Here is a 22,932-nt window from a genome sequence, read left to right as displayed (position 1 = left end):
GAGCGGTCTAAATGATAATAGAAATGTTTTATCGCGCCAAGTCTTAGCTTTGATGGCACATGCTTGTTCATGATGCCTGTGTACGCTTTTGCCGTCGCCATGCACGGGCCGCAAGTGACAGCCAGGAAATAGCGGGCGGCTCAATAACGGCGGACAGGGCACGGGCGTAATCCAGCACTAATCCCGGCGTCCAGGCCATAGATTCGGCACGCTGGCGCAGCAATCCAGCAACCCAGAGTTCAGGGCTAAGGAATATCCGCATCAGCCGTGACAGAGGTAGCCGTGCTGTGCGTGCGGTCAAGGCACCTTCCAGTGCGGCATCCAGAGCCTGTGCGACGACGCTGGAACAGTTACGATTGGTCAGATTGTAGGTATTGTCTTGCCGATAGGTATTCCAGAAAGCCCGCAGACGGGCCGCGTCGAACTGCTCAAAGCGGACATGGGCCGTGGCTTCGCACCATCCTGCTGCTTCTTCCTGATAGGTAGGCAGAAAGCGACCCTCTACATCGTTGTCGCGAGTAGCCCGGAGAATACGTCCAAATTCCCCAGGGTTCCGGTCGATTTCGTTTTTCGGATAATGGCTGATGTAAACGTCCGGCGCCATTTCCAGTGCAGCGTGCCCGGTTGAGACAACCCCGTTTTGATCGACAGCAGCGATATAGCGCCCGATAAGCCTGCCGGAGCGGATCTGGCTGGGTGACAGGCCGGTAGGGGTCCATACATGCACGATCAGTTCACCGATCTGTGCAGGTTGAGTGTTTTGCTCTGTCTGGTTGGCAGGGGCAGGAATGAATGTCCATCCGGAAAGACCCTGCTGGAGAATGGGGGAAAGCGGTGCATCATCAGGAAGTTGTTTTAACCGCAATCCCAACCGCACAAGGCCAAGGCCGGAGAGCAGCATCAATGCACCCATATTGACGCCGACTGTTGCCTTGTACCAAGTTGGATATGGCTCGAGGACAAAAATAGCGAAAAAGATTTCGCCTATTCCGATGGCGCGTGCAGTGCGCCATCCGGGAAACCTCACAATCTGTGCGCTGCTGACCTTCATGATGCCATCAACAGCAATGAACAGCCCCAGCAGAATGGCAAGGACCAGATTAGCATGGTGGTGATTCAGCGCAGCAAGCCCCCCGATCATGAACAGAGAAAGTGCCTTGAACCACCTCAACCGCTGCGCTGTGCCAGTGGCCGCGGATGCAGAGGAGGCTGTGGCCAGCCCTTCGATGATCATGACGTAACCGAGATAGCGCACCGGAATGACGTAATGTTCGTCCAGCGCATCAAACGCCAGAAACACGCCGCAACCGGCCCATAAAATTCCCAATGTCAGCAGAAAACGCCAGCGCCGCTTGACGATACCGGCACCAAGCAAAAGCAATATTAATCTGATCATGAACGTTCCTTATCGTCCGACTGGCTTGATATCCGGCAAATTCATAAAGCCAATCAGATATCGTCAATTATGGTCCCGGCCATGAAGGCTGGAGGCAAGATTGCCAGCTTGAAAAAGCAGGAACATCCGTTTTTTTAGCAACCTGCCTCAGTTTGCTCAATAACTGTCATTCTTTTCTTGTTATAATAATGTTTTTGTAATGAGGGATGGATGATTATGAGGCTCGGTCATGAGGCTGATCGGTAAACATAGCGGCGTATGAATAAGGCAAAAATCAGGCAGGAGGCCGCAGTGACGACTGGAAGGCCTTGGGCTGTCAGAATGTTGGCGGCCCCGACTGCCGATGGGCCCAGCAGTGCCCCCACGCCCCAGGCCAACCCCGCTGCCGCATACAGCCCCACCAGGTCGCTGCCGGAGAATCGGCTGCCAATCAGGGTCAGGGTCACGGTGTAAATACCTACGAAAACGCCTCCCCATACAAACAGGGCGATATAGGCGATTGCACCAAGGCTGATTAACCAAGGCCAGGCAAGGGCACCGATGCCGGCGATCAGGGCAAGATGAAGAATCAGTTTCTCCCGTGGCATCCGGTCAGCAAGCCATCCGATCGGCAGCTGGAGCGCGATCGCGCCGAGCATCAGTGTTGATAAAAGCTGCGTCGCGCCATTTTCGCCCCATCCGGCACTCATTGCATAGAGAGGAAGGAACGACATCCCAGCGGCTTCCACCCCTGCATTGAGGGCAGTGCTGAAAAGGGCAACAGGGGCAAGGCGGAGGTAATGTAGAAAACCGCCATGTCCCTTGGGTTGCGCGGGCGGTGGTGTCGTCGTGCCCAGCAGCAGGACCAGCGCGGCCAGCAGTGACAAAGCACCTCCTGCCAGCCATGGCGCAAAGCCGCCTGTTCCGGTAGCGGATAGCAGTAGGGGCCCGGCTGCGAAACCGGTGGACATGGCGGTCATATAAAAAGCCATAACCTTCCCGCGGGAGGTATCGTCGCAAAGCTGGTTAGTCCATGTTTCGGAGAGGACGAACAGAATCTCGGTTGCAATCCCCAGTCCCAGACGCAGGGGGAACCAGGTCCAGCTCCATGGCATCAGAGGAAACAAGATTAGAATAATTGTCGTCGCCAGAAGGGAAAGCAGCAGCAGAAAGCGCATACCGAACCGAACACTGAAGCGGGGAAGAAGTATGGCAGTGATCAGCACACCAACGGCATGCATAGCAGCATTTAGGCCGATGCTTAGGCTACTCGCCCCGCTGTTTTCCAGTCGGAGAGCAATTAGGGCTGCGCTCAGGCTATATCCCAAGCCGAAAATGCTTGCCACCAGAATAACAGTGGCCTGAGATATAAAGGGGATCCTAATTACCAAGGATATATATCCTGTAAACGTCCAATTTTAAAAAAATCAATAAGTTATCGTAACGACGACGGTATCAGCATAGAATCCTGGAGATATATTTTGGTAACGTGGAATAACACCATACATGGTAAAAGAATTATTACAAGAAAAAAAATAACAATATCCATATTGCATAACTGTTCCTTGACTATTATTGCCCCATATATTTGAATGGTCATTTGAAGTATATATTTGATATTTAAGCCATTGTGAATTATATCTCATTGATCTATTATAATACGATCCGCCTGCATTCTGACCTGTATTGAGGCTGATGCTATAGGATCCGAATAATATAGGGCATGATGTGACATTAATATTGGATGATGTAGTTGCCGGGGTCGGAGAGTATGGATTATAAACTCCAAAATTCAAATTGCTGACTGATACTATACATTGAGCCATCGATGATTTTGGAAACAGTACAAGAACAGCAAACAGGATCAATGGAACTGCTTTAAGATATCGTAATTTTATCATGATATCACTGTTGTATGCACGGGATAGGACCAATCGTGGGAATAGTAGCAGGTAAAAAAGCATAATTAAAGGAAGCGTAGCACTTTTGGCCATTTGAAAGCAGAATTTTGACCCTGTTGTTTCCAGGTTTTAGCCCCGTCAAATAGGCGCTCCCATCATAGCCAATAGGCGAGGGGGGCGTGAGCTGTACTGAGCTTCCCAATGATAAAGGCACGCCATTTGGGGTCACAAAGTGGATGAGTGCTGACATGGTTGTTTTTATGCGGAATGGTATCACCACGCCAGTATGATCCATCGGCTTTACTGTATAATCGATGCTCGCAAGATCTGCGTCGAGAGGCACGTCGCCGGGATCAATGGAAATTTTATTGTCGGTAAAGGAGTTCAAGTCAGGCAGTAGCAACAGGCCATTGCTGTCTGTTTGTCCCATCGGTCGATTGTTGCTGTAGACATGTATATGGGGGAGCCCATTTGTATCCACAACTGCAAAGCTATCAAATATTTGATTTGAAAGGAAAAATCCGCCATTTATATAAGAAATGGCACCTTGTATTTCCCCGCGATAAGTTGTGGTTGCCCCAATATGATCTATGCCTCCGTAGATTGTCCCAATCCTGGATTTATAATTTACTGTGCCGGTTTGGATATTCTGGTTGCCATGAGAGATGTTCAACTGGTAGCCAAAATCTCCTGGCACATTGGCCGTCTGGTTAACCTGAAGCTGCTGATAAGGTCTTGTTTGGCCTGCTCCGCTGTTTACTGAAGCTGATGATCGATTTCCCAGAGGAATGCTCATGCCAAAGAAAGCTCCATATCCCCCTCCGCCCGATATCGCGTTGAAGGCTGTTGCATACAGGGAAACCTTACCGACCTGTAAAGAATAGTTGATCGACAAAATCTCGGTCTTTTGTGCTGGTTGTAACGTAACCAATCCACTATCAGCGGTTGTTATCGTGGTTCCAGGTATCGGCATGTTGCTGGTATTGAAAGTTCCTGGCGGCACATAATAGCTTAAGGAAATCGGCATGCTGTAGAGACTGGTTTGATTATAACTAAAATTAATTGAACCTAATCTTTGAAATGAGTATCCGATATAGGCGTTCAACTGTTTTTTGGGGACTGGGCTGCCCGTCAGACGGGCCAGATCGCGGAACTTTGAATCGCTGATCAGCTCCGAGAATCCAAAACTAAGGTGCCGTCCATTTCTTTGAAATCCGATTGATTCCTGTGTGCCTGATCCACCGCCAGCATTGCTGCCTGCCATTGTCATGCTGACGATACCAAGGTTAAAACAGTTCCAATCAGTGCCAATGCCTGTCTCGATCACTTTTTGAGATGCTTCCACATGCCCTTCTAATGTCAGGCGTGAGGAAATACCGTAGCGGTAGGTCGCAGATCCCGCAAAATTATCATACTCAGAATACAGTGTTCCCCAATAACGCCTGAGAAACCCTGCTTCGGCTGACAGAGAAGACAGGTTTTTTTTCAGCAGCAACGGGCTCGCATAGAAAGGTATCGTGGTCGTCGTCCGCTGGCCGTTTAAACCGGTTACAATGCTGGTTAGTTCTGACGCACCGGTCATGACCGGAAGGCGAGAAATCTCAAAAGGCCCACTGGAAATCTGCTGATTGAAAATTGGTAACCCATTCATCAATAGGCTGATCCTTGATGGGCCATTTGCCAACCCTTCTACCGACGGAACAGGAAACGGCAGATTTTCAGGTTGCATGGAGAAATCCGTGGCGATTTGGATGCCTCCCAGCTTTATTGGGCGTGTCCAAAGTAAACTACCACCGATGACATCACCAAAACGATATCGCCTTAACGTCTGCGGATTGGAATAAGTATAGGTGGTGTCTTGGCGGATAACAGAAACCGATCCTGCGCCTGCAGGTCCTACGCCAGCGTAAACAGTCTGAGATGATGAGAAGAGACTGTAATGTGAGAACGCCCGCGCGGTGAATGATCCGGTTCCGTAAGGAACATTGCCCGTTATAGAACCCTGAATATCATAAGACAGGTTAAAACCGGTACTTCCCTGATACATATCGGATCGCGCTTTAGGAGATGCTGCCAGCAAGGCCGGAAGCAATGCTTTTTCTTCCGCGATGATATGGATGGTCTGTGTAGATTGATTAAGCGTGAACTTTATTCCATCCAGATTTTTAAGTGCTAGCAGGTCATTGGTTTGAGAAGATGGGCGAATTTTGAGCCCCAATTCGGTTAATTCCGTGCCGGAAGCATATAATGTATTATTTTTCTCTACAAACTCACCAATTTTTTGTATTTTATTTCCATTAATGATAACATCCAGTAGAAGTTTTATATCTGCAGCAAATGCTGTTGTATTAAATGGAAATATAAAAAATAAAAATGATAAAATAAAACGAAACAAAATCATTTCGATCGCCTAAATACATAAATAATTATATTTTTTCTTTGAAATCTCCTTCATTTGATTTTCCTGAAATAATTATTTGTTCAGAATTTTCAATATTATCGGGTATTTTCCATTTTTGTATTGTGTGTGGAAGAATGTAAGGGGATATCTCCACTTTAATTTTTGTATTTTTGTGACCATTGGACAGAGAAACATCATAAATTTTCAGATGTTTCTCTCCTGTATTAAGAGCAGTGAGAAAAGTTCCTGCAGTTGATCGTTCAATGGACCATTTCAGATGTGGGCTGACGGGTGATGGTGGGGCTGCAAACAGTGGGATAGACAGACGTATAGCGACATTGACTGTACCGATTGTTCCTGGGGCAGGGATTTGGTCAATCAGAATCCGATAACTGCTTTCACTGGTGGTTGCTGCCCGGCGTAACACAATACGTATTGTCTGACTCTCATGCGGCGCAATGGTGCCGAGTGGTGGACTGACCAAAAGTTGATCTGTCGGTGTAAGATTATAGGGGTCTTCTGGAGACGAACTCCACTCAAAGCTACGGACTTGAAATGACAAGTCCGCATCTCCTGAATTCGTTAATGTCACGAAGGATGTCATTTGCCCTGAGGCTAATGATATGCTGACAGGCGTAATGCTGATTCCCTGTGCATAAATTTTACTGCTGCCTATCAATAGACACAATAAAGCCAGGAATATTCGAAAGGCAGCAGCCCATCGGTTAAAATTAAATATCAGCATGAATATCTCGGGTATTTTGACAATATTAAAGCAGAAAATTACTATAAATGCCGGAGAATTCTTCCTAAGAAAAATAATCTTTTTTAGAAATTAACAGTTGCCGTGATTGTATCTGCATAGGACCCGGGACTAGGATAATTCCCTGATTGAATACGGCCATAGACGGTCAGGCTCTGTGCTGAACCATTACCTGTTCCACTGACTGTATCCTGATTGGGGGTGTTGCCCCAATTTGTGCTGCGTGACGAGTCTGAATATAGAGCATAAGGAAGTACTGAAGTTCCGTTCAGGGTCATCTTACGGTTTGATACCGTTGCGCCAGAACCCGTGCCAGCACTTAGTCCGACATTATAAGGTGTCGAATTCGTACATGTTACCTGGATCGTAGATGTCGCATCAGTTTGCGAACCACTATAGTTACCAAATGAAAGATTTGCAGCCTGAATGACACATGAGGCTTGTACAGTTGCAGTAACCTGAAAAGTCGTCGTACTGGTTGCAGCATCGATTGACTTGAGAGGAATCAGAGAGCCAATCGCTCCAACCAGAATAATGGACACTATTTTGATATTTTTACTGGAGCTGAAAATTTTGAAGATCATTTCTTGAACCATTGCAAAAATTCTGCGTTGCAATAAAGAGATTTTTGCACGTAAAAAAACTCTTTTGGAGTGATGTCAACAAAATAAATGATTCCGGCTTAAAAATATTTTTTCTATGGGATTAAAAGCCTAATTTTTTTGCTCTTGATCTTTTGACAAGTATGGCCCATTTCTCCAAACAGGACTGAATTGGTCCAGTTATGGTGGAGCAGATGTTCAGGCTGTCAAAACTGACAGATTATGCGGTGGTGGTGCTGATGCGTCTGGCCGCAGAATCCGGTGAGGCATCAGACCGGGTACAAACGGCATCGTGTATTGCGGCTGCCACCGGTGTTCCGGAACCAACCGTGGCCAAGGTGCTCAAGGCTTTATCAGTGGGGACATTGGTGGTGTCACAGCGGGGCGCGCATGGCGGCTACCGTCTGAATCGTTCCCTTGATCAGATTTCCATTGCCGATGTAATCCGGGTTTTGGAAGGACCGATTGCCCTGACCGCCTGTGTTGAAGGTGCACAGTTGGATTGTGATGCCGCCTGCCTCTGCCCCATGCGGGGACGATGGGATATGGTGAACCACGCGATTGCGACAGCTTTGTCCTCCATCAGCCTTGCCGATATGGCAAGGCAGCCGATGGGTGGTGCCCCTATCGGTACCGTTTTGCCATCCCAGCCTACGCAATCCTCTTCAAGCGGTTATAAGACTCCGGCGTGCCATGAGCATGTCGTGTTGTCCGTCGCGGAGTGACAGGAGCCTGCCATGCCAGCCGTTGCTGAAACCCTTGATACCGTCAAATCCGTCACGGAATCCGGCTATAAATGGGGCTGGGAAACCGAGATCGAAATGGATATGGCCCCGAAGGGCCTGACCGAGGATACGATCCGCCTGATTTCCAGCCGCAAGGAAGAGCCGGAATGGCTTCTGGAATGGCGTCTCAAGGCGTTTGCCGCCTGGAAGATGATGGAGATGCCGGAATGGGCGCGGATCGCACATGCGCCGATAGATTTTCAGGATCTGCATTACTACGCTGCCCCGAAGAAAAAGCCCGGCCCCAAAACTCTGGATGAGGTGGATCCTGAGCTGCTGCGCACCTATGAGAAACTTGGTATTCCGCTGAAAGAGCAGGCGCTTCTGGCCGGTGTTGAGGGGGCGGAGGCACTGCCGGCCTCGGCATCCCCCGGTATTGCGGTGGATGCGGTGTTCGATAGCGTGTCAGTTGCCACTACTTTCCGGGAAAGTCTGGCCAAGGTCGGTGTGATCTTCTGCTCAATCAGCGAAGCGGTGCGGGAGCATCCGGAACTGGTGAAGCAGTATCTGGGCAGCGTGGTGCCGGCCTCCGACAATTTCTATGCGGCTCTGAACAGCGCTGTGTTTACTGATGGCAGCTTTGTTTACATTCCGAAAGGGGTGCGCTGCCCGATGGAGCTGTCCACCTATTTCCGCATCAATGCGAAAAACACCGGTCAGTTCGAGCGCACGCTGATCATCGCGGAGGATGGGGCCTATGTCAGCTATCTGGAGGGCTGCACGGCACCCCAGCGTGACGAGAACCAGCTTCATGCCGCGGTGGTGGAGCTGGTGGCCCTTGATGATGCGCAGATCAAATACAGCACCGTGCAGAACTGGTATCCGGGCGATGCCGAAGGTCGTGGCGGTATCTACAACTTTGTGACCAAACGCGGTGCTTGCCGTGGTGCGCGCAGCAAGATTAGCTGGACACAGGTTGAAACCGGTTCGGCCATTACGTGGAAATATCCATCCTGCCTGCTACTGGGTGAGGGAAGCACCGGTGAGTTTTACTCTGTGGCTGTTACGACCAATCGTCAGCAGGCCGATACCGGGACCAAAATGATCCATATCGGCCCTAACACGACCAGCACAATCGTGTCGAAAGGCATCAGCGCAGGGCACTCGAACAATACCTATCGCGGCCTGGTGAAGATGATGCCGAAAGCGCAGAACGCGCGTAATTTCACCCAGTGCGACAGCCTGCTGATCGGCGATCTCTGCGGTGCGCATACAGTGCCGTATATCGAAAGCCGCAATCCGACGGCAAAGATCGAGCATGAAGCCACGACATCCAAAATCGCGGATGATCAGCTGTTCTACTGCCGCAGCCGGGGCCTGTCGGAAGAAGATGCGGTCAATCTGATCGTCAATGGCTTCTGCAAGGAAGTTTTGAAGGAATTGCCGATGGAGTTCGCTGTGGAGGCACAGAAACTCCTGGCCATCAGTCTGGAAGGTTCGGTGGGTTAAAACGATGCTCAAGATCGAAAATCTGCAAGCGAAAATCGAGGACAAACCGATCCTCAAGGGCATCGACCTGCAAGTGCCGCAAGGTGAGATCCATGCAATCATGGGTCCAAATGGTTCCGGTAAAAGCACCTTGTCCTATGTTCTGGCCGGGCATGAAGGATATGAAGTGACGGGCGGTTCCGCCCTGTTCGAGGGGCGTGAACTGCTGGAGATGGAGCCGGAGGAACGGGCCGCTGCTGGTGTGTTCCTTGCTTTCCAGTCGCCAATCGAGTTGCCCGGCGTCAACAATATGAACTTTCTGCGTACCGCGCTGAATGCGGTGCGACGTGCACGCGGAGAGGAGGAGCTGGATGCCTCCGCCTTTCTGAAACTCGCCCGTGCCGAGGCAAAGCGTCTGTCAATGCCGGATGACATGCTGAAGCGGAACGTCAATGTCGGTTTCTCCGGCGGTGAGAAAAAGCGCAATGAAGTGTTGCAGATGTCTATCCTGCGTCCGCGCCTTGCCATTCTTGACGAGACGGATAGCGGGCTGGACATTGACGCCCTGAAAATCGTTGGCGATGGCGTGAATGCGCTGCGGGGGCCGAATTTTTCCGCGCTGATCATCACTCATCATCAGCGTCTGCTTGATCATATCGTACCTGATCATGTGCATGTGCTGTTCGGGGGCCGGGTCATCCGCTCCGGCGGCCCTGAACTGGCGCGCCAACTGGAGCGCGATGGATATGCCGCAGTGATCAAGGAGGCCGCATGAACGCCGTTCAGCCGCCTGCTGTCGCTCTTCAGCCCCTGCAAACGCTGGGTGTGTCGTTTCTCTCCCGGTTTCAGGGATTGCGCGATCGTATGCCCGGAGATGGGGCTGTTCGGGCTGAGGCTGCCCAGGTATTCGATCGGACGGGCCTTCCTACCCAGCGTGTGGAGGCGTGGAAGTATACGTCCCTGCGCCCGCTGGCCGATATTCGTTTCCGGGAACCCCTGACACAAACGGATGGATCTGGGAGCCGTCAGCTCGGTGATGTGCCTGATCTGGGTGCACCCCGCCTGGTTTTTCTGGATGGCCGTTTTCGTCCCGATCTGTCTGACCCCGGTCTGCTGGAGGGAAGCAGAGACGGGATTCAGCTGGAACATTTCGGGCATTCTGCCACTTTTGGCGAACGTACTGGCAGTGATGGTGTGCCGCTGGTGGCACTCAATACGATGCTGGCCGAAGATGGCATGGTATTGACCATTGCCTCCGGCATTGCTGCCGGCACGATCGTGCTGGTCAATCTGGCTTCTGATATGTCGGGGGAGGCAGTGGATTTTCATCCGCGCCATACGATCCGTCTCGGCAGTGGGGCGAGCCTGACTCTGGTGGAAATCTGCCAGGGTCACGGCACCTATCTGCATAATGCGGTGACACAGATCAGCGTGGCGGAGGATGCGGTGCTGGAGCATATTCGTTGGCAGAACGAGGATCAGCACGCTTTCCATATTGCTACCGTTTTCGCTGATGTCGCGGCACGGGGACGATATGAGGTCTTTGTGCTGAATATGGGTGCTCGGGTGGCACGTGCCGAGTTCCATGCCCGGCTCGATGGCGAGGGCGGAGCGGTGCATGTGCATGGCGCCCAGTTATTGCGGGATCACCAGGTTGGGGACATCACCAGCATCGTGCGCCACACCGCGCCGGGATGTTCATCACGGCAGGCCGTTCGCAATGTGCTGGCAGGACGCTCCCGCGGCGTGTTTCAGGGTAAGATCGAGGTCACGCGGGAGGCGCAGAAGACGGACGGCTATCAGATGAATGCCGCGCTGTTGCTGTCTGGCGAGGCCGAGATCGACACCAAGCCGGAGCTGGAAATTTTCGCGGATGACGTGAAATGCAGCCATGGTGCAACGGTCGGCGAACTGGATGCGGATCAGATGTTCTACCTGCGTAGCCGCGGTGTTCCGGAAGTGCAGGCCCGCGCTATCCTTGTGCGGGCTTTTCTGGCGGAAGCCATCGATACCGTGTCCCATGAAGGGGCCCGTGCCATTCTGGACGGTGCGATCAATGCATGGTGGGCGCATGAAGAAGCGTCGGAAACCGCATGAATACGACCGTCGACAGGGAGATCGCGCTGCGGGAGACGCAACACAGCCCGGCCGGTTTCGATGTGGCCCGGATCAGGCAGGATTTCCCCATCCTGTCGCAGACGATCCGTGGCAAGAATCTGGTGTTTCTGGATAGCGGTGCCTCGGCCCAGAAGCCGGTCAGCGTGATCGAGGCGATGAGCGAGGCGATGCGTACGCAATACGCCAATGTTCATCGCGGCCTGCACTGGCTGAGCGAGCGGACGACGGAAGAATACGAATCAACCCGTGATGCGGTGGCCCGTTTACTGGGTGCGTCAGCGCGGGAGGAGATCGTTTTTACCCGGAACAGCACGGAAGCAATCAACCTCGTCGCTCACAGCTACGGGCGGGGTATCCTTGCGAAAAGTGACCGTCGTGCTGTGCTGATTTCCGAAATGGAGCATCACGCCAATATCGTGCCGTGGCAGATGCTGCGGGATGAGACGGGTGTCGAACTGCGTATTGCTCCGGTGACTGATGCTGGCGAGCTTGATATGGCGGCTTTTACGCATCTGCTGTCAGACGGGAAGGTCGGCCTTGTCGCGATCACGCATATGTCGAACGTGCTGGGAACCTATGTGCCGGTGGCAGAGGTGATTGCCCTCGCACATAAGCACGGTGCGAAAGTTCTGCTGGATGGATCGCAGGCTGTGGTACATCGCCGGGTGGATGTGACGGCGCTGGATGCGGATTTCTACGTTTTTACCGGCCACAAGCTCTACGGCCCGACCGGGATCGGTGTACTCTGGGCGAAACGTGAATTACTGGAAGCCATGCCGCCTTTCATGGGCGGTGGAGACATGATCGGATCAGTCACGTTCGAGCACTCCACCTGGGCGCATGTACCGCATAAATTCGAGGCCGGTACGCCCGCCATTATCGAGGCAATCGGCCTGAAAGCCGCGATCGCTTATGTGGAGGCGATCGGCTACGAGGCACTGGAAGAGCATGAGCAGGCTCTGACCCGCCATGCATTGGTTCGTCTCAACGCCATAGAGGGTCTGCGCATCATCGGTCAGGCTGCTGATCGTGGTGGTGTGATCAGTTTTGTGCTCGATCATGGCCATCCGCATGATGTGGCGACGCTGCTGGATCGTCAGGGGATTGCGGTGCGGGCCGGGCATCATTGCGCGGAGCCATTGATGCGTCGCCTGTCTCTCTCCGGGACGGCCCGGGCGACATTCGGAGTATACAATACCCGGGACGAAATCGACTTCTTTGCCGACACTCTTACGAAAGTGAGGGATTTTCTGGCATGACGGCAGTGCAGGCTGGCATGGCTGACGATAATGTCAGAGATCTCTATCATGACCTGATCCTGCGTCATGGCAAAAAGCCCCTGCACGGACAGCGCCTGCCTGTTTTCTCCCTGTCGAGGGAGGCCGATAACCCGCTCTGCGGCGATCAGGTGACGGTGTTTATCGCCACCGGAACGCCGGATGATGGGAATGAGGTCGTTGAGGCTATCGGGTTTGAAGCCAAAGGCTGTGCGATCAGCATTGCCTCCGCTGATCTGATGGCAGAGACGGTGAGGGGTTTAAATCGTGCGCAGGCGCACGATGTGATGAAGGGCTTTCATGCTCTGGTCCGGAGCGGGCAGGTGCCCGATTTGGAGTGTCCGGTTTGCCGTGCGGCGCTGAACCGCCTGCAACCTTTGGGCGGAGTGCATGAGTACCCGTCCCGGATCAAATGCGCGACGCTGCCCTGGCGGGCCCTCTCGGCTGCGCTGGAGCTGGATGAAGGATAGAATATGCACCATGACTGATTCGAAGATCGACATGGCGCCGGCAGATGACACTGCCGTATCGGCGACCCCTCCAGCGACCCATGGCAGCTGGACGCCTGATGGTGAAACGCGCCCCGCCGTGACGGAAGATGCGGTGATTGCTGCGGTGGCGAGTGTGCATGATCCGGAAATACCGGTGAATATCTACGAGCTTGGCCTGATCTACGCCATTGACATCCATGAGGATGGCAAGGTGAAGGTCGAAATGACTTTGACCGCCCCGGCCTGCCCGAGCGCACAGGAACTGCCTGAACAGGTGCATCATGCTGTTGCGGCTGTTCCGGGCGTGACCTCCGTGCATGTTGAAACGGTGTGGGATCCGCCATGGGATCCAAGCCGGATGAGTGAAGATGCCAGGCTGCAACTGAATATGTTTTAGGCCGGCCTGACAAAGTGGTCTGACACGGGGTATGATGCAATGACAGTCGATACAAATCAGACAACAGGAACGGCACCGCGTCGTGCTTTGCCACCGTTGATGTCACTGACCGATGCAGCCGCCGAGCGGTTGCAGCAGCTTTATACGACCGGCCAGCAGGGACGGCTGTTGCGGATTGCCGTATCCACCAAGGGATGCTCCGGCAAATCTTACGACATGAGCTGGGTCGAGGAAAAAGGCGAGGGGGATGAGGTGGTGATCGACAAGGGCGTCACCGTCCTGATCGACCGCAAGGCGACCCTGTTTCTGATCGGCACGGTGATGGATTATCAGGTGAAGCAGCTTGAGGCAGGCTTTACCTTTATCAATCCTAATGAAAAAGGCCGTTGCGGCTGCGGGGAAAGCTTCCACGTCTGACCCTGCACGCGCGCAGTCGGATCAGAGGCTGAACACCGCCACCGTTTCAATCTGCGTGGACCAGAGAAACTGGTCGATCACGGAGGCCGACACCAGCCGATACCCTGCTCCGGCCAGAAGGGTGGCATCCCGCCGCAGGGCATGAGGATTGCAGCTGACATAGATGATCCTGGGCACTTTGGCTTGTACCAGCGTGGCGCATTGTGCCGCCGCACCGGCATGGGGTGGATCGAGAATCACGGCATCCACCCCGCGCAGCTCGGCGGCTTGTAGCGGCTGTCGGAACAGGTCTCTGCGGGTGATCTGGCCAAATCCGGCCCGCTTGACGGCAGCAACCGCGGCTTCATCGCCTTCATAGGCCATGCCTGGTTTCAGGCGCAGGGTGAAGGTACCGATACCCGCGAATAATTCGACGATCTTGCGTCGCTTTTTCGGCAGCCCGGCTTCGATGGCTGCCATAATGGCATCCTCTGCGGCGCGGCTGGCCTGAAGAAAGGCGCCGGGAGGGGCCGTGACGCTGTGCCCGTTGAAGGTAATAACGGGGTCACGCAACTGGCACAGCACCTCGGAGTGTCCCCGCTCCCCCTCGGCCCAGGAAATGCGGGCCAGCCCGTGTTGATGCGCGAAAGCCGCCAGCAGGGTGCGATCCTCGACAGAAGGGAGGCGATCCGTGCGCAGCAGCAGATCAATTCCGTTTTCCGTCATATTGGCGACGGCACTGCCTTCACGTTTCAGCAAGCCGAGAGCAGGCAACACATTACGCAGTGCGGTGATCAGCTCCATCAGGGAGGGATCAATCACCGGGCAGTGCTGAATATCGACAATCTCGGAAGAGCGGGAACGGTGCAGCCCGACCAGAACGGTTTTGCCGCTACGGCGCAACCCGAAATCAATCCTGCGCCGTACTGCAGGTGGGCTTTGCCATGTGCTGAAAGCGGCAGGTAACGCATCCGGGGCCACTGCTTTGAGAGCAGAGGCAGTTTGTCCAGCTTTCCAGCCAAGGCCGCCATCATCGGTATGCTGCATGGCGCATCCACCGCAAATGCCGAAATGCTGACAGACCGGTTCCACACGGTGCGGACTGGCTTCCAGAATGCGCTCGATCTGGCCAATCAGCGCATCGCCACGCTTGCCTGCTTCGGAAACCTCGACCAGTTCTCCGTCCAGAGCATACGGAACGTAGATAGTCGGTTGATCCCTTTCAGCCGGGCAAACTCCATCAGCCTCCGCGCCGAGACGGGCGACCCGCAATGCAATTGTCATGAATGCCTCATGCGGGGCAGCCGGACGGTCTCAGGAAAGACCGTCGGCAGCGTCCGCTGTGTCGTCGGGTCGGATGTCTTTGTCAATCCGGCGCGGCAGCAGCATGAATGCCGGAACATCATCACCAAAGCCCCGTACGGAGGGTCCGAGATCATCATCTCGGCGCCGGTCACGGCCGGATTGCGGACGACGATCCTCCACCGCGGCATTGGATGACGCTGATCCCTGTGCATGCGGCTGGTTATGGCCACCCGAATGCTTCTGCCGGCCATGCTCGTCATTGCGGGAGCGATGGCGACGATCCTGTGACTGGGTTGGCTGGGTCGGGGCTGGCGCAGGCTGTACAGTCCCACCCTCCGCTGCGGGAGCAGGCGTGATGTCAGCCTGTGATTTGGCATCGGTTTCGGTGGAAGCGTGATCTTTCCTTGCGCTGTCCTGCCCGCGGTTGCCGTAGCGGTTATTTCCTTTGCCGCCTTTGCCATTTTTATTATGACGGCGACCACGGCCACGATTCGGCTCTTCCGACCATTCGGCGCGCTCCAATCCCTCGATCTCGATACGGGGGATAGGGGCGCTGATCAGCTTCTCGATCGCATCGACGGCAAATTTGTCATCCGGCGAAGCCAGCGTGAACGCAGCGCCTTCCCGTCCGGCACGACCGGTGCGGCCGATACGATGCACGTAATCTTCCGCATGAATCGGTACGTCGAAATTGAATACATGGCTCAACCCGCCAATATCAATGCCACGTGCGGCGACGTCGGAGCAGACCAGAAGCTGCAAGGCGCCTGCCTTGAACTTCTCAAGCGTAGCAAAACGCAGGCTCTGTGCCAGATCGCCATGCAGCGGGCCGGCGGCAAACCCGTGTTTGACCAGCGATTTTGTCAGAATATCGACATCACGCTTTCGGTTGCAGAAGATCAGCGCATTCTGCACTTTCTCCTGCCGCAGTAGATGGCGAAGCGCTTTCCGCTTGTCCATTTCGCCGACCAGAGCCAGACCGGATGTAATGGTGGTGGCGACGGAGGCAGGCTTGGCAACCGTGATTTCCTTTGGATTCTGAAGGAATGCATCGGCCAGACGGCGGATTTCCGGCGCCATGGTGGCGCTGAAGAACAGCGTCTGCCGGTTATGCGGCAGCAGGCTGACGATACGCTCGACATCCGGGATGAAGCCCATATCCAGCATACGGTCGGCTTCGTCGATGACGAGGATGCGTGTATCGGTCAGCAACAGACCACCGCGGTCGAAAAGGTCGATCAGGCGGCCCGGCGTGGCGATCAGTACATCCACCCCCTTGCTCAATACGTCACGTTGATCGTTCATGCTTTCGCCGCCGATCAACAAAGCGTGGTTCAGCTTCAGATACTGTCCGTATTTGACGAAATTCTCGGCCACCTGAAGTGCCAGTTCTCGGGTCGGCTCCAGAATCAGGCTGCGTGGCATCCGGGCGCGGGCACGGCGGTCGGACAGGATGTCCATCATCGGCAGGGTGAAGCTGGCGGTCTTGCCGGTGCCGGTCTGGGCGCAGCCAAGCACGTCACGGCCCATCAGCACCACCGGAATGGCCTGAGCCTGAATCGGGGTCGGATGCAGATAGCCCATTTCGGTAATGGCGCGCTGTACTGGCTCCGACAGGCCGAGATCGGCGAAAAGCGGACGATCATCGACTTCTTCTGGTGCGACTGCCTGGACAGTGTCTTCAGTCGGAGCCGGCTGGATGGTTTCCGCGGCCTCCTCCGCTAATGAGGAATCGGCCTGTACCTCGTTGCTGGCAGAGGTATTCGTCGTGGCAGAACGGGCACCAGGGCGGGTTGGACGACGCGTGCGGCGAACCCGGACGGAAGGGGCGTCCTCCGTTGCTGCCGCTGCCGTTGCAGGGGCGGGTTGCGCAACCGGGAGGGGTGCGTCCTCAACTGGTTCAACAGCAGCTGATTCCTGAACCGTCGAGGGAGCGGCCTTGCCACGGGAGACCCGGCGCTTGCCGCGCGGTGCGGATTCTTCCACCGCTGTTTCTATGGCGGTTTCTGCGACAGCTTCCACCACAGGAACGGGATCAGGTTTTTTGACGGCCGTGGTGCGGCGTGTCGGTGACTTCGGTGTCTCGGGCTGTACATCATCAGCCATAACGGCTTTGGAAGGGGCGCGCCTGCGCAATGGCTTTTCCGCCTTGTTATCGGCAAGGACAGAAGCCTTGGCGGCGGCCGTTTTCCGGCGGGAGGGGCGCTTTTTGCTGACGTCCTGATCCGCCTGTTCTGCGGCGGGAAGGTCGGCCGGTTCAGCCTTGTCGGCTGGTTGCTCGTTCAACGTGGCGATCTCAATCACTGAATGCTGCTTCGCGCGCTCTCGGCCGCCGAAACCGGCCTTGGCCGGGATTGGTCTCGTTGATCGGGAACGCCATTACGCACAATGCGTATTGATGCGCTCATATCTGGAAAATGCCTCGGAAAGTCAAGGTTGCCATAGACCGCCCAGTATCCCGTTTTCTGGTGCGGGGCGTTGCCGTCAGAGGAAATATCAAGGCAGGCTAGGTGCTTCCTGTCGCAAACTGGGCGTCATAGCTCCGTTGGTCAGGGCTGCATGAAAGAAGAAGGAGACAGAGATGCGTCTGATAAATACCCCCTTCATGCCGTTTTCAGCAGGTGATGCGCTGTGACGCCCGATGATCTTCCCATGGCCATCGAGGATTACGGTCTGATCGGTGATTGCCGGACGGCGGCACTGGTCAGCCGTCACGGTTCCATTGACTGGCTCTGCTGGCCCAGATTCGACGGAGCGGCCTGTTTTGCAGCCCTGCTGGGGCAGGCCCGTCATGGTCGTTGGGCCATTGCGCCGGAAGTATTGGGCAAGGCCCCGGAAAAGGTGAGCGTCACAAGACGGTATCGGGATGATACGCTGGTACTGGAGACGGTTTTCACGACCGATACCGGTGAAGTCGCGTTGATCGACTTTATGCCAGTGCATCCGGACCCGGACGACGATGGTTCTTCCCTGATCCGTATCGTGGAGGGCAGAAAAGGCTCGGTAGAGATGCAGATGCATCTTGTGCTGCGGTTCGATTACGGGATTTCCGTTCCATGGGTCATGCATCTGGATGACGAGGAAGGGATTACTGCCATTGCCGGCCCTGCCATGACGGTGCTGCGAACGCCAGTGGAGATTGAGGGAGAGAATCTGTCCAGCATTGCCCGCTTTACGGTGACAGAGGGCCGGAAAATTCCGTTTGTTCTGTCCTACGGCCCGTCTCATCTGCCGCCTCCGGTTCGGCTGGATGCCGAGGAGGAACTTCGGCATACCGAGGCATGGTGGCATGAATGGAGCAGCCAGTGCACCTATGAGGGGCCATGGCGGGATGTCATGCAACGCTCGCTGATTACGTTGAAGGCGCTGACTTATGCTCCAACCGGTGGCATTGTTGCTGCGGCAACCACGTCACTGCCGGAAGAAATCGGTGGCAGCCGCAACTGGGATTACCGTTATTGCTGGTTGCGGGATTCTACGCTGACCCTGTTTGCCCTGATGCATGGCGGCCACAGGCAGGAAGCGCAGGAATGGCGCGACTGGTTGCATCGTAGCATTGCCGGGAAGGCCGAACAGATCCAGATCATGTACGGGCTGGCCGGTGAACGCCGTCTGGATGAATGGTCAGTGCCATGGCTGCCCGGGTATGAAAATTCCTCTCCGGTTCGCATCGGCAATGGGGCTGCCGGGCAGCTGCAGCTTGATGTCTATGGGGAAGTCATCGACACGCTGTACCAGGCACGGGAGAGAGGGCTGAAAGTGCCGGCTTCCTCCTGGAGTCTGGAAAAAGCACTGGTCAAATATCTCGAAACCATATGGCAGGAGCCGGATGAAGGGCTGTGGGAGGTCCGGGGAGGACGTCAGCATTTCACCTTCTCCAAGGCGATGGTCTGGCTGGCTTTTGATCGGATGGTTCTGAATGCCGAGCATTTCGGGTTGGAGGGGCCAGTCGATCACTGGCGCGCTCTGCGTGATGAAGTGCATGAGACGGTCTGCCGCGAGGGCTTTAACAAGGAGATGAACAGCTTTGTGCAGTATTTCGGCGGTGATACGCTGGATGCGAGCCTGCTGGTGCTGCCTCTGATCGGATTCTTGCCGGCAACTGATCCCCGCATGGTGGGGACAGTGGCGGCGATAGAGCGGACTCTGCTCAAGGATGGTTTCGTGTACCGCTATCGCACGGAGGAGGGCACGGATGGCCTGCCAGGCGATGAAGGCGCTTTTCTGGTCTGCACTTTCTGGCTGGCGGATAATTACGTGTTGCAGGGGCGGCATGATGAAGCGGCCGGAATGCTTGAACGCCTGTTGGCAATCCAGAGCGATCTCGGATTGTTTGCCGAAGAATACGACCCCCATCGCAAACGGCAGGTCGGTAATTTCCCACAGGCTTTCTCGCATGTTGGTCTGATTGCGACGATCCTGAACATTGCCGATGGCGGTCCTGCCTATCAACGTAAGGAGCGCTCATAAATCTTTTAAAACGAAACGAGGTTCAGGAAGGATCAATGGCCGGGCGTGGTTTGCCTCGTCTGGCCAGCTTTTCCAGCGCCAGATAGATGATCGGTGTGGTATAGAGCGTCAGTATCTGACTGGCTATCAGGCCGCCGATGATCGAAATACCCAGCGGCTGCCGCAGCTCTGCGCCTGTGCCGAAGGAAAATGCCAGCGGCACTGCGCCGAGCAAGGCTGCGAGTGTTGTCATCAGGATCGGGCGAAACCGTTCGGCACAGGCTTCGCGGATGGCGCTGGCGGCATCCAGACCGGCATCCCGTTGCTGCTCCAGTGCGAAGTCTACCAGCATAATGCCGTTTTTCTTGACGATCCCCATCAGTAACACGATGCCGATAATGCTGATCAGGGAGAGATCAACCCCTGCAAGGAGCAGTGCGATCAGCGCACCCAGCCCCGCCGAAGGCAGTGTGGAGAGGATCGTCAGCGGCTGAATGAGGCTTTCATACAAAACGCCCAGCACGATGTAGATGGCTGCCAGTGCGCCGATCAGCAGAAAAGGCATTGCCTGTCCGGCTTTTTTGAACAGAGCGAGATTACCGCCGAACTCTCCGCGTATGCTGGCGGGCATCCCGAGCGAACGCACAGCTTCCAGAACGGCGTCCTGAGCAGTGCTGACCGGAATGCCAGGCTTGATGTTGAAGCTGAGCGATGCTGAGGGAAAACCGGCCTCATGATCAATGGAGAGGGGGGCGGTCGTGTATTGTGTATGGGCCAGTGCCATCAGCGGCACCTGATTACCGCCGATCTGTGTGCCGCCGACTGCACTGCCCAGCGTAACCTGTCCCGTCGCGTTCTGAAGCGTGGCGCGGCTGGCTGTGGCGGGGGCCGCGGTGCCGTTGACGTTGGTGGCAGGAACATACAACGTGTTCAGCCCAGCCGGGCTGCTCTGGAGCGAGGGCAGCGCCTGAAGCACCACCTGATACTGGTTACGATCGGTATAGATGCGTGAAATCTGTCGCTGTGAAAAAGCATTGTTCAGCGCGGAATCAATCCTGCTGACAGTGGTGCCAAGACGGGAAGCGGTATCACGATCAATCATGATATCAATTTCCGGTCCGGCATGATCCTGATCGGAGGAGACATCCGCAATCTCTGGCACGCTCTGCAGGCGTTTCTGTAAACGCTGTGCCCAGCTGCGCAATTCCCTGATATCATCTGCCTGCAGGACATATTCGAACTGTCCGGAATCCTCTCTGCCACCCATCCGAAGATCCTGTGAGGAGTGCAGAAATGTCTCCAGTCCGAGAATGGTGCCGAGTTTCGGCCTGAGCCTGGCGATCACCTGTTCTGACGAAACATGGCGCTTTTCCAGCGGCTTCAGCTGAATATACATCATGCCTCGATTGAGCGCGTTGAAGCCGTTCGAGACGCCGACGCGCCCATCCACATTCAAGACGGCAGGATCGGCGCGGATAATCGCTTCAGCCCTGTGCTGCAAATCGCGCATGGCAGCATAGGAAATATCCGGCCTGGCAATCGTGGTTCCCTGCAACAGGCCGGTATCCTGAATGGGCAGGAAGCTTTTGGGGATAGTGCGGTATAGCGTGACGGTGACCGCAATCGTCAGCACCATGCTGAGCAGCATCAGAATGGAATGTTTCAGCGCCCAGCCAAGAGTTCCAAGGTAAAACCGCTCGATCCCGTTCAGCAGGTGTTCCACGCGCTCATCCCATCGCCGTAGCAGGGGATTATCCAGCGCATGAACCTGTCGTCCAAACACACCCATGAGCATGGGGGTCAGGGTGAGGGATACCACGGCGGAAATGACAATGCTGACGCTCAGCGTCATGACGAATTCGTGGAACAGCTTCCCCTGTATGCCCGGCATGAAGATGATCGGAATGAACACTGCCAGCAGGGACAGGGTAATGGAAATGACGGTGAAGCCGATCTGGGAGGCTCCGTCGATGGCGGCGCGAAGACGGCTTTTGCCCATTTCCATGTGACGGACGATATTCTCGATCATCACGATGGCATCATCGACCACGAAACCGACCCCGATGGTAATAGCCATCAGCGAGAAATTATCGAGCGAGTAGCCCAACAGCCACATGGCCCCCAGCGTCCCGGAAATGGAAAGTGGCACAGTCACGGCAGCGGCGATGGTCGGCATCAGGCGGCGCATGAACACAAACACGACCATCAGAACAAGCGCCACACTGATCAGTAATGTGAACTGTACATCATCGACGCTGGCGCGGATCGTGCCGGTGCGATCAACCACGATCGACATGTTGATATCGCCGGGAAGCCAGGAGCGAAGCTGGGGCAGGATTCTTTTTATCCCATCAACGGTCTCGATGACATTGGCGCCCGATTGTTTGGAAATCTGCAGCAGGATCGCAGGTTTTCCATTACTGGTGGCGGAAAGCCGCGTATTCGCCACGCCATCTATAATATCGGTGACATCTCCCAGACGCAGAAAGCCACCATTGGCTGCCTTCAGCACGACCTTCCGATAAGATTCTGCATCATCGATCTGGCCGTTGATCAGGATGGCGCGGCGCACCTCCCCATTTTCGATGACACCAGTTGGCTGGGTGACATTCGTATTGCGAACAACATTATACAGATCCTGTCCGGACAGGCTGGCCGCTGCCAGACGCATAGGATCAGCACTGAGGCGAACAGCGGGTTTTTCCGCGCCATTAATCTGTACCTGACTGACGCCGTTCACCTGAGCCAGTCTCTGTCCGAGCATGCTGTCTGCCAGATCGTACAGCTCGCGAATGGTATGGCTGTCGGAGGTCAGCGCGATCATCATCACCGGTGCATCAGCAGGATTGAATTTGCGGATGAAAGGGCTGACCGGAAGATCGGATGGAAGATCAGCACGGGCGGCATTGATGGCGGCCTGCACATCCTGCGCGGCGGAATCGACGCTTCTGTCGATATCAAAAATCACAACGATACTGCTGGCACCGGTGGAGTTGGTGGAAATCAGCTCCATGACACCTGAAATCTCTCCCAGTCTGCGCTCCAGCGGTGCGGCGATGGAGCTTGCCATGGTTTCCGGATCGGCACCGGGCTGATTGACGAACACCACGATCGCGGGAAGATCGACGCTGGGCAGCGCGGAAACCGGCAGAAAACGATAGGCGATGATCCCGGTCAGCAGAATACCAATGGAAAGCAGGATCGTTGCCACCGGGCGCAGGATGAAAGGCAGGGAGACATTCAT

The 22,932-nt window shown here is 55.0% G+C and carries 18 protein-coding genes; 9 read left to right on the top strand and 9 right to left on the bottom strand.

The features are described 5' to 3' along the window. Positions 1-67: 67 nt before the first annotated feature. The 6 genes from GbCGDNIH6_RS06805 to GbCGDNIH6_RS06780 all read right to left on the bottom strand — a co-directional run bounded on the left by GbCGDNIH6_RS06805 (position 68) and on the right by GbCGDNIH6_RS06780 (position 7,036). Entirely contained in the window at positions 68-1,396 is a 1,329-nt protein-coding gene (locus GbCGDNIH6_RS06805) for a protease (protein ID WP_072563321.1), read from the bottom strand. 227 nt (positions 1,397-1,623) lie between these two features. Next, a complete protein-coding gene (locus GbCGDNIH6_RS06800) occupies positions 1,624-2,721 on the bottom strand; it encodes an MFS transporter (RefSeq protein WP_232450051.1) in 1,098 nt (365 codons plus the stop codon). Positions 2,722-2,802: 81 nt separating this feature from the next. Further along, the gene (locus GbCGDNIH6_RS12730; protein WP_408874864.1) at positions 2,803-3,201 is read right to left on the bottom strand and encodes a Csu type fimbrial protein; all 399 of its coding nucleotides are present in this window, start codon (positions 3,199-3,201) and stop codon (positions 2,803-2,805) included. 79 nt (positions 3,202-3,280) lie between these two features. Next, a complete protein-coding gene (locus GbCGDNIH6_RS06790) occupies positions 3,281-5,677 on the bottom strand; it encodes a fimbria/pilus outer membrane usher protein (protein ID WP_072563318.1) in 2,397 nt (798 codons plus the stop codon). A gap of 25 nt (positions 5,678-5,702) precedes the next feature. After that, entirely contained in the window at positions 5,703-6,422 is a 720-nt protein-coding gene (locus GbCGDNIH6_RS06785) for a fimbrial biogenesis chaperone (protein WP_081370000.1), read from the bottom strand. A gap of 83 nt (positions 6,423-6,505) precedes the next feature. Beyond that, entirely contained in the window at positions 6,506-7,036 is a 531-nt protein-coding gene (locus tag GbCGDNIH6_RS06780; RefSeq protein ID WP_232449737.1) for a Csu type fimbrial protein, read from the bottom strand. A 200-nt stretch (positions 7,037-7,236) separates the two neighbouring features. Here GbCGDNIH6_RS06780 and GbCGDNIH6_RS06775 point away from each other — a divergent pair, with 200 nt between their 5' ends. Genes GbCGDNIH6_RS06775 through GbCGDNIH6_RS06740 form a run of 8 tightly spaced genes read left to right on the top strand, consistent with a single transcriptional unit; the run spans position 7,237 to position 13,955 of the window. Next, a complete protein-coding gene (locus GbCGDNIH6_RS06775) occupies positions 7,237-7,767 on the top strand; it encodes an SUF system Fe-S cluster assembly regulator (protein WP_081370167.1) in 531 nt (176 codons plus the stop codon). Between the two features lie 12 nt (positions 7,768-7,779). Beyond that, on the top strand, positions 7,780-9,276 hold the full coding sequence (sufB, locus tag GbCGDNIH6_RS06770; protein ID WP_072563315.1) for a Fe-S cluster assembly protein SufB: 1,497 nt from the start codon (positions 7,780-7,782) through the stop codon (positions 9,274-9,276). 4 nt (positions 9,277-9,280) lie between these two features. Further along, the gene (sufC, locus tag GbCGDNIH6_RS06765) at positions 9,281-10,030 is read left to right on the top strand and encodes a Fe-S cluster assembly ATPase SufC (RefSeq protein ID WP_072563314.1); all 750 of its coding nucleotides are present in this window, start codon (positions 9,281-9,283) and stop codon (positions 10,028-10,030) included. Further along, positions 10,027-11,352 (top strand): Fe-S cluster assembly protein SufD, encoded by a 1,326-nt coding sequence (gene sufD / locus GbCGDNIH6_RS06760; protein ID WP_072563313.1) that lies wholly within the window; start codon positions 10,027-10,029, stop codon positions 11,350-11,352. Before sufC ends, sufD begins: the two co-directional genes overlap by 4 nt. Beyond that, positions 11,349-12,632 carry an aminotransferase class V-fold PLP-dependent enzyme gene (locus GbCGDNIH6_RS06755; protein ID WP_198355722.1) on the top strand — a complete coding sequence of 428 codons (1,284 nt, stop codon included), beginning with the start codon at positions 11,349-11,351 and terminating at the stop codon, positions 12,630-12,632. The genes sufD and GbCGDNIH6_RS06755 overlap by 4 nt, the downstream gene beginning before the upstream one ends. Continuing rightward, a complete protein-coding gene (sufU, locus tag GbCGDNIH6_RS06750) occupies positions 12,629-13,120 on the top strand; it encodes a Fe-S cluster assembly sulfur transfer protein SufU (protein ID WP_072563312.1) in 492 nt (163 codons plus the stop codon). The genes GbCGDNIH6_RS06755 and sufU overlap by 4 nt, the downstream gene beginning before the upstream one ends. Positions 13,121-13,130: 10 nt before the next feature. Then, a complete protein-coding gene (locus GbCGDNIH6_RS06745; protein ID WP_332455397.1) occupies positions 13,131-13,538 on the top strand; it encodes an SUF system Fe-S cluster assembly protein in 408 nt (135 codons plus the stop codon). Positions 13,539-13,577: 39 nt separating this feature from the next. Continuing rightward, positions 13,578-13,955: a HesB/IscA family protein gene (locus GbCGDNIH6_RS06740; protein WP_025286724.1), complete on the top strand. Its 378-nt coding sequence runs from the start codon at positions 13,578-13,580 to the stop codon at positions 13,953-13,955. 21 nt (positions 13,956-13,976) lie between these two features. On the opposite strand, the gene GbCGDNIH6_RS06735 is transcribed toward GbCGDNIH6_RS06740, so the two are convergent. Both GbCGDNIH6_RS06735 and GbCGDNIH6_RS06730 read right to left on the bottom strand, forming a co-directional pair. Then, positions 13,977-15,218 (bottom strand): class I SAM-dependent RNA methyltransferase, encoded by a 1,242-nt coding sequence (locus GbCGDNIH6_RS06735; protein ID WP_072563311.1) that lies wholly within the window; start codon positions 15,216-15,218, stop codon positions 13,977-13,979. 30 nt (positions 15,219-15,248) lie between these two features. Continuing rightward, entirely contained in the window at positions 15,249-17,543 is a 2,295-nt protein-coding gene (locus GbCGDNIH6_RS06730; RefSeq protein WP_072563310.1) for a DEAD/DEAH box helicase, read from the bottom strand. 327 nt (positions 17,544-17,870) lie between these two features. On the opposite strand from GbCGDNIH6_RS06730, the gene GbCGDNIH6_RS06725 reads away from it, so the two are divergent. Continuing rightward, positions 17,871-19,709, top strand: a complete 1,839-nt coding sequence (locus tag GbCGDNIH6_RS06725; protein ID WP_332455396.1) for a glycoside hydrolase family 15 protein — start codon at positions 17,871-17,873, stop codon at positions 19,707-19,709. A 22-nt stretch (positions 19,710-19,731) separates the two neighbouring features. On the opposite strand, the gene GbCGDNIH6_RS06720 is transcribed toward GbCGDNIH6_RS06725, so the two are convergent. Next, positions 19,732-22,932 (bottom strand): efflux RND transporter permease subunit, encoded by a 3,201-nt coding sequence (locus GbCGDNIH6_RS06720; protein WP_072563308.1) that lies wholly within the window; start codon positions 22,930-22,932, stop codon positions 19,732-19,734.

The sequence above is a fragment of the Granulibacter bethesdensis genome (assembly GCF_001889525.1).
GTDB classification, from domain to species: domain Bacteria; phylum Pseudomonadota; class Alphaproteobacteria; order Acetobacterales; family Acetobacteraceae; genus Granulibacter; species Granulibacter bethesdensis_C.
This window is presented reverse-complemented; position numbering and strand designations above follow the sequence as displayed.

Bases quoted from the DNA above. Each gene is read 5' to 3' on its own strand.
- GbCGDNIH6_RS06805 (WP_072563321.1), bottom strand. From the start codon at position 1,396: ATGATCAGATTAATATTGCTTTTGCTTGGTGCCGGTATCGTCAAGCGG.
- GbCGDNIH6_RS12730 (WP_408874864.1), bottom strand. From the start codon at position 3,201: ATGGCTCAATGTATAGTATCAGTCAGCAATTTGAATTTTGGAGTTTAT.
- GbCGDNIH6_RS06790 (WP_072563318.1), bottom strand. From the start codon at position 5,677: ATGATTTTGTTTCGTTTTATTTTATCATTTTTATTTTTTATATTTCCA.
- GbCGDNIH6_RS06785 (WP_081370000.1), bottom strand. From the start codon at position 6,422: ATGCTGATATTTAATTTTAACCGATGGGCTGCTGCCTTTCGAATATTC.
- GbCGDNIH6_RS06780 (WP_232449737.1), bottom strand. From the start codon at position 7,036: ATGGTTCAAGAAATGATCTTCAAAATTTTCAGCTCCAGTAAAAATATC.
- GbCGDNIH6_RS06775 (WP_081370167.1), top strand. From the start codon at position 7,237: ATGTTCAGGCTGTCAAAACTGACAGATTATGCGGTGGTGGTGCTGATG.
- sufB (WP_072563315.1), top strand. From the start codon at position 7,780: ATGCCAGCCGTTGCTGAAACCCTTGATACCGTCAAATCCGTCACGGAA.
- sufC (WP_072563314.1), top strand. From the start codon at position 9,281: ATGCTCAAGATCGAAAATCTGCAAGCGAAAATCGAGGACAAACCGATC.
- sufD (WP_072563313.1), top strand. From the start codon at position 10,027: ATGAACGCCGTTCAGCCGCCTGCTGTCGCTCTTCAGCCCCTGCAAACG.
- GbCGDNIH6_RS06755 (WP_198355722.1), top strand. From the start codon at position 11,349: ATGAATACGACCGTCGACAGGGAGATCGCGCTGCGGGAGACGCAACAC.
- sufU (WP_072563312.1), top strand. From the start codon at position 12,629: ATGACGGCAGTGCAGGCTGGCATGGCTGACGATAATGTCAGAGATCTC.
- GbCGDNIH6_RS06745 (WP_332455397.1), top strand. From the start codon at position 13,131: ATGACTGATTCGAAGATCGACATGGCGCCGGCAGATGACACTGCCGTA.
- GbCGDNIH6_RS06740 (WP_025286724.1), top strand. From the start codon at position 13,578: ATGACAGTCGATACAAATCAGACAACAGGAACGGCACCGCGTCGTGCT.
- GbCGDNIH6_RS06735 (WP_072563311.1), bottom strand. From the start codon at position 15,218: ATGACAATTGCATTGCGGGTCGCCCGTCTCGGCGCGGAGGCTGATGGA.
- GbCGDNIH6_RS06720 (WP_072563308.1), bottom strand. From the start codon at position 22,932: ATGAATGTCTCCCTGCCTTTCATCCTGCGCCCGGTGGCAACGATCCTG.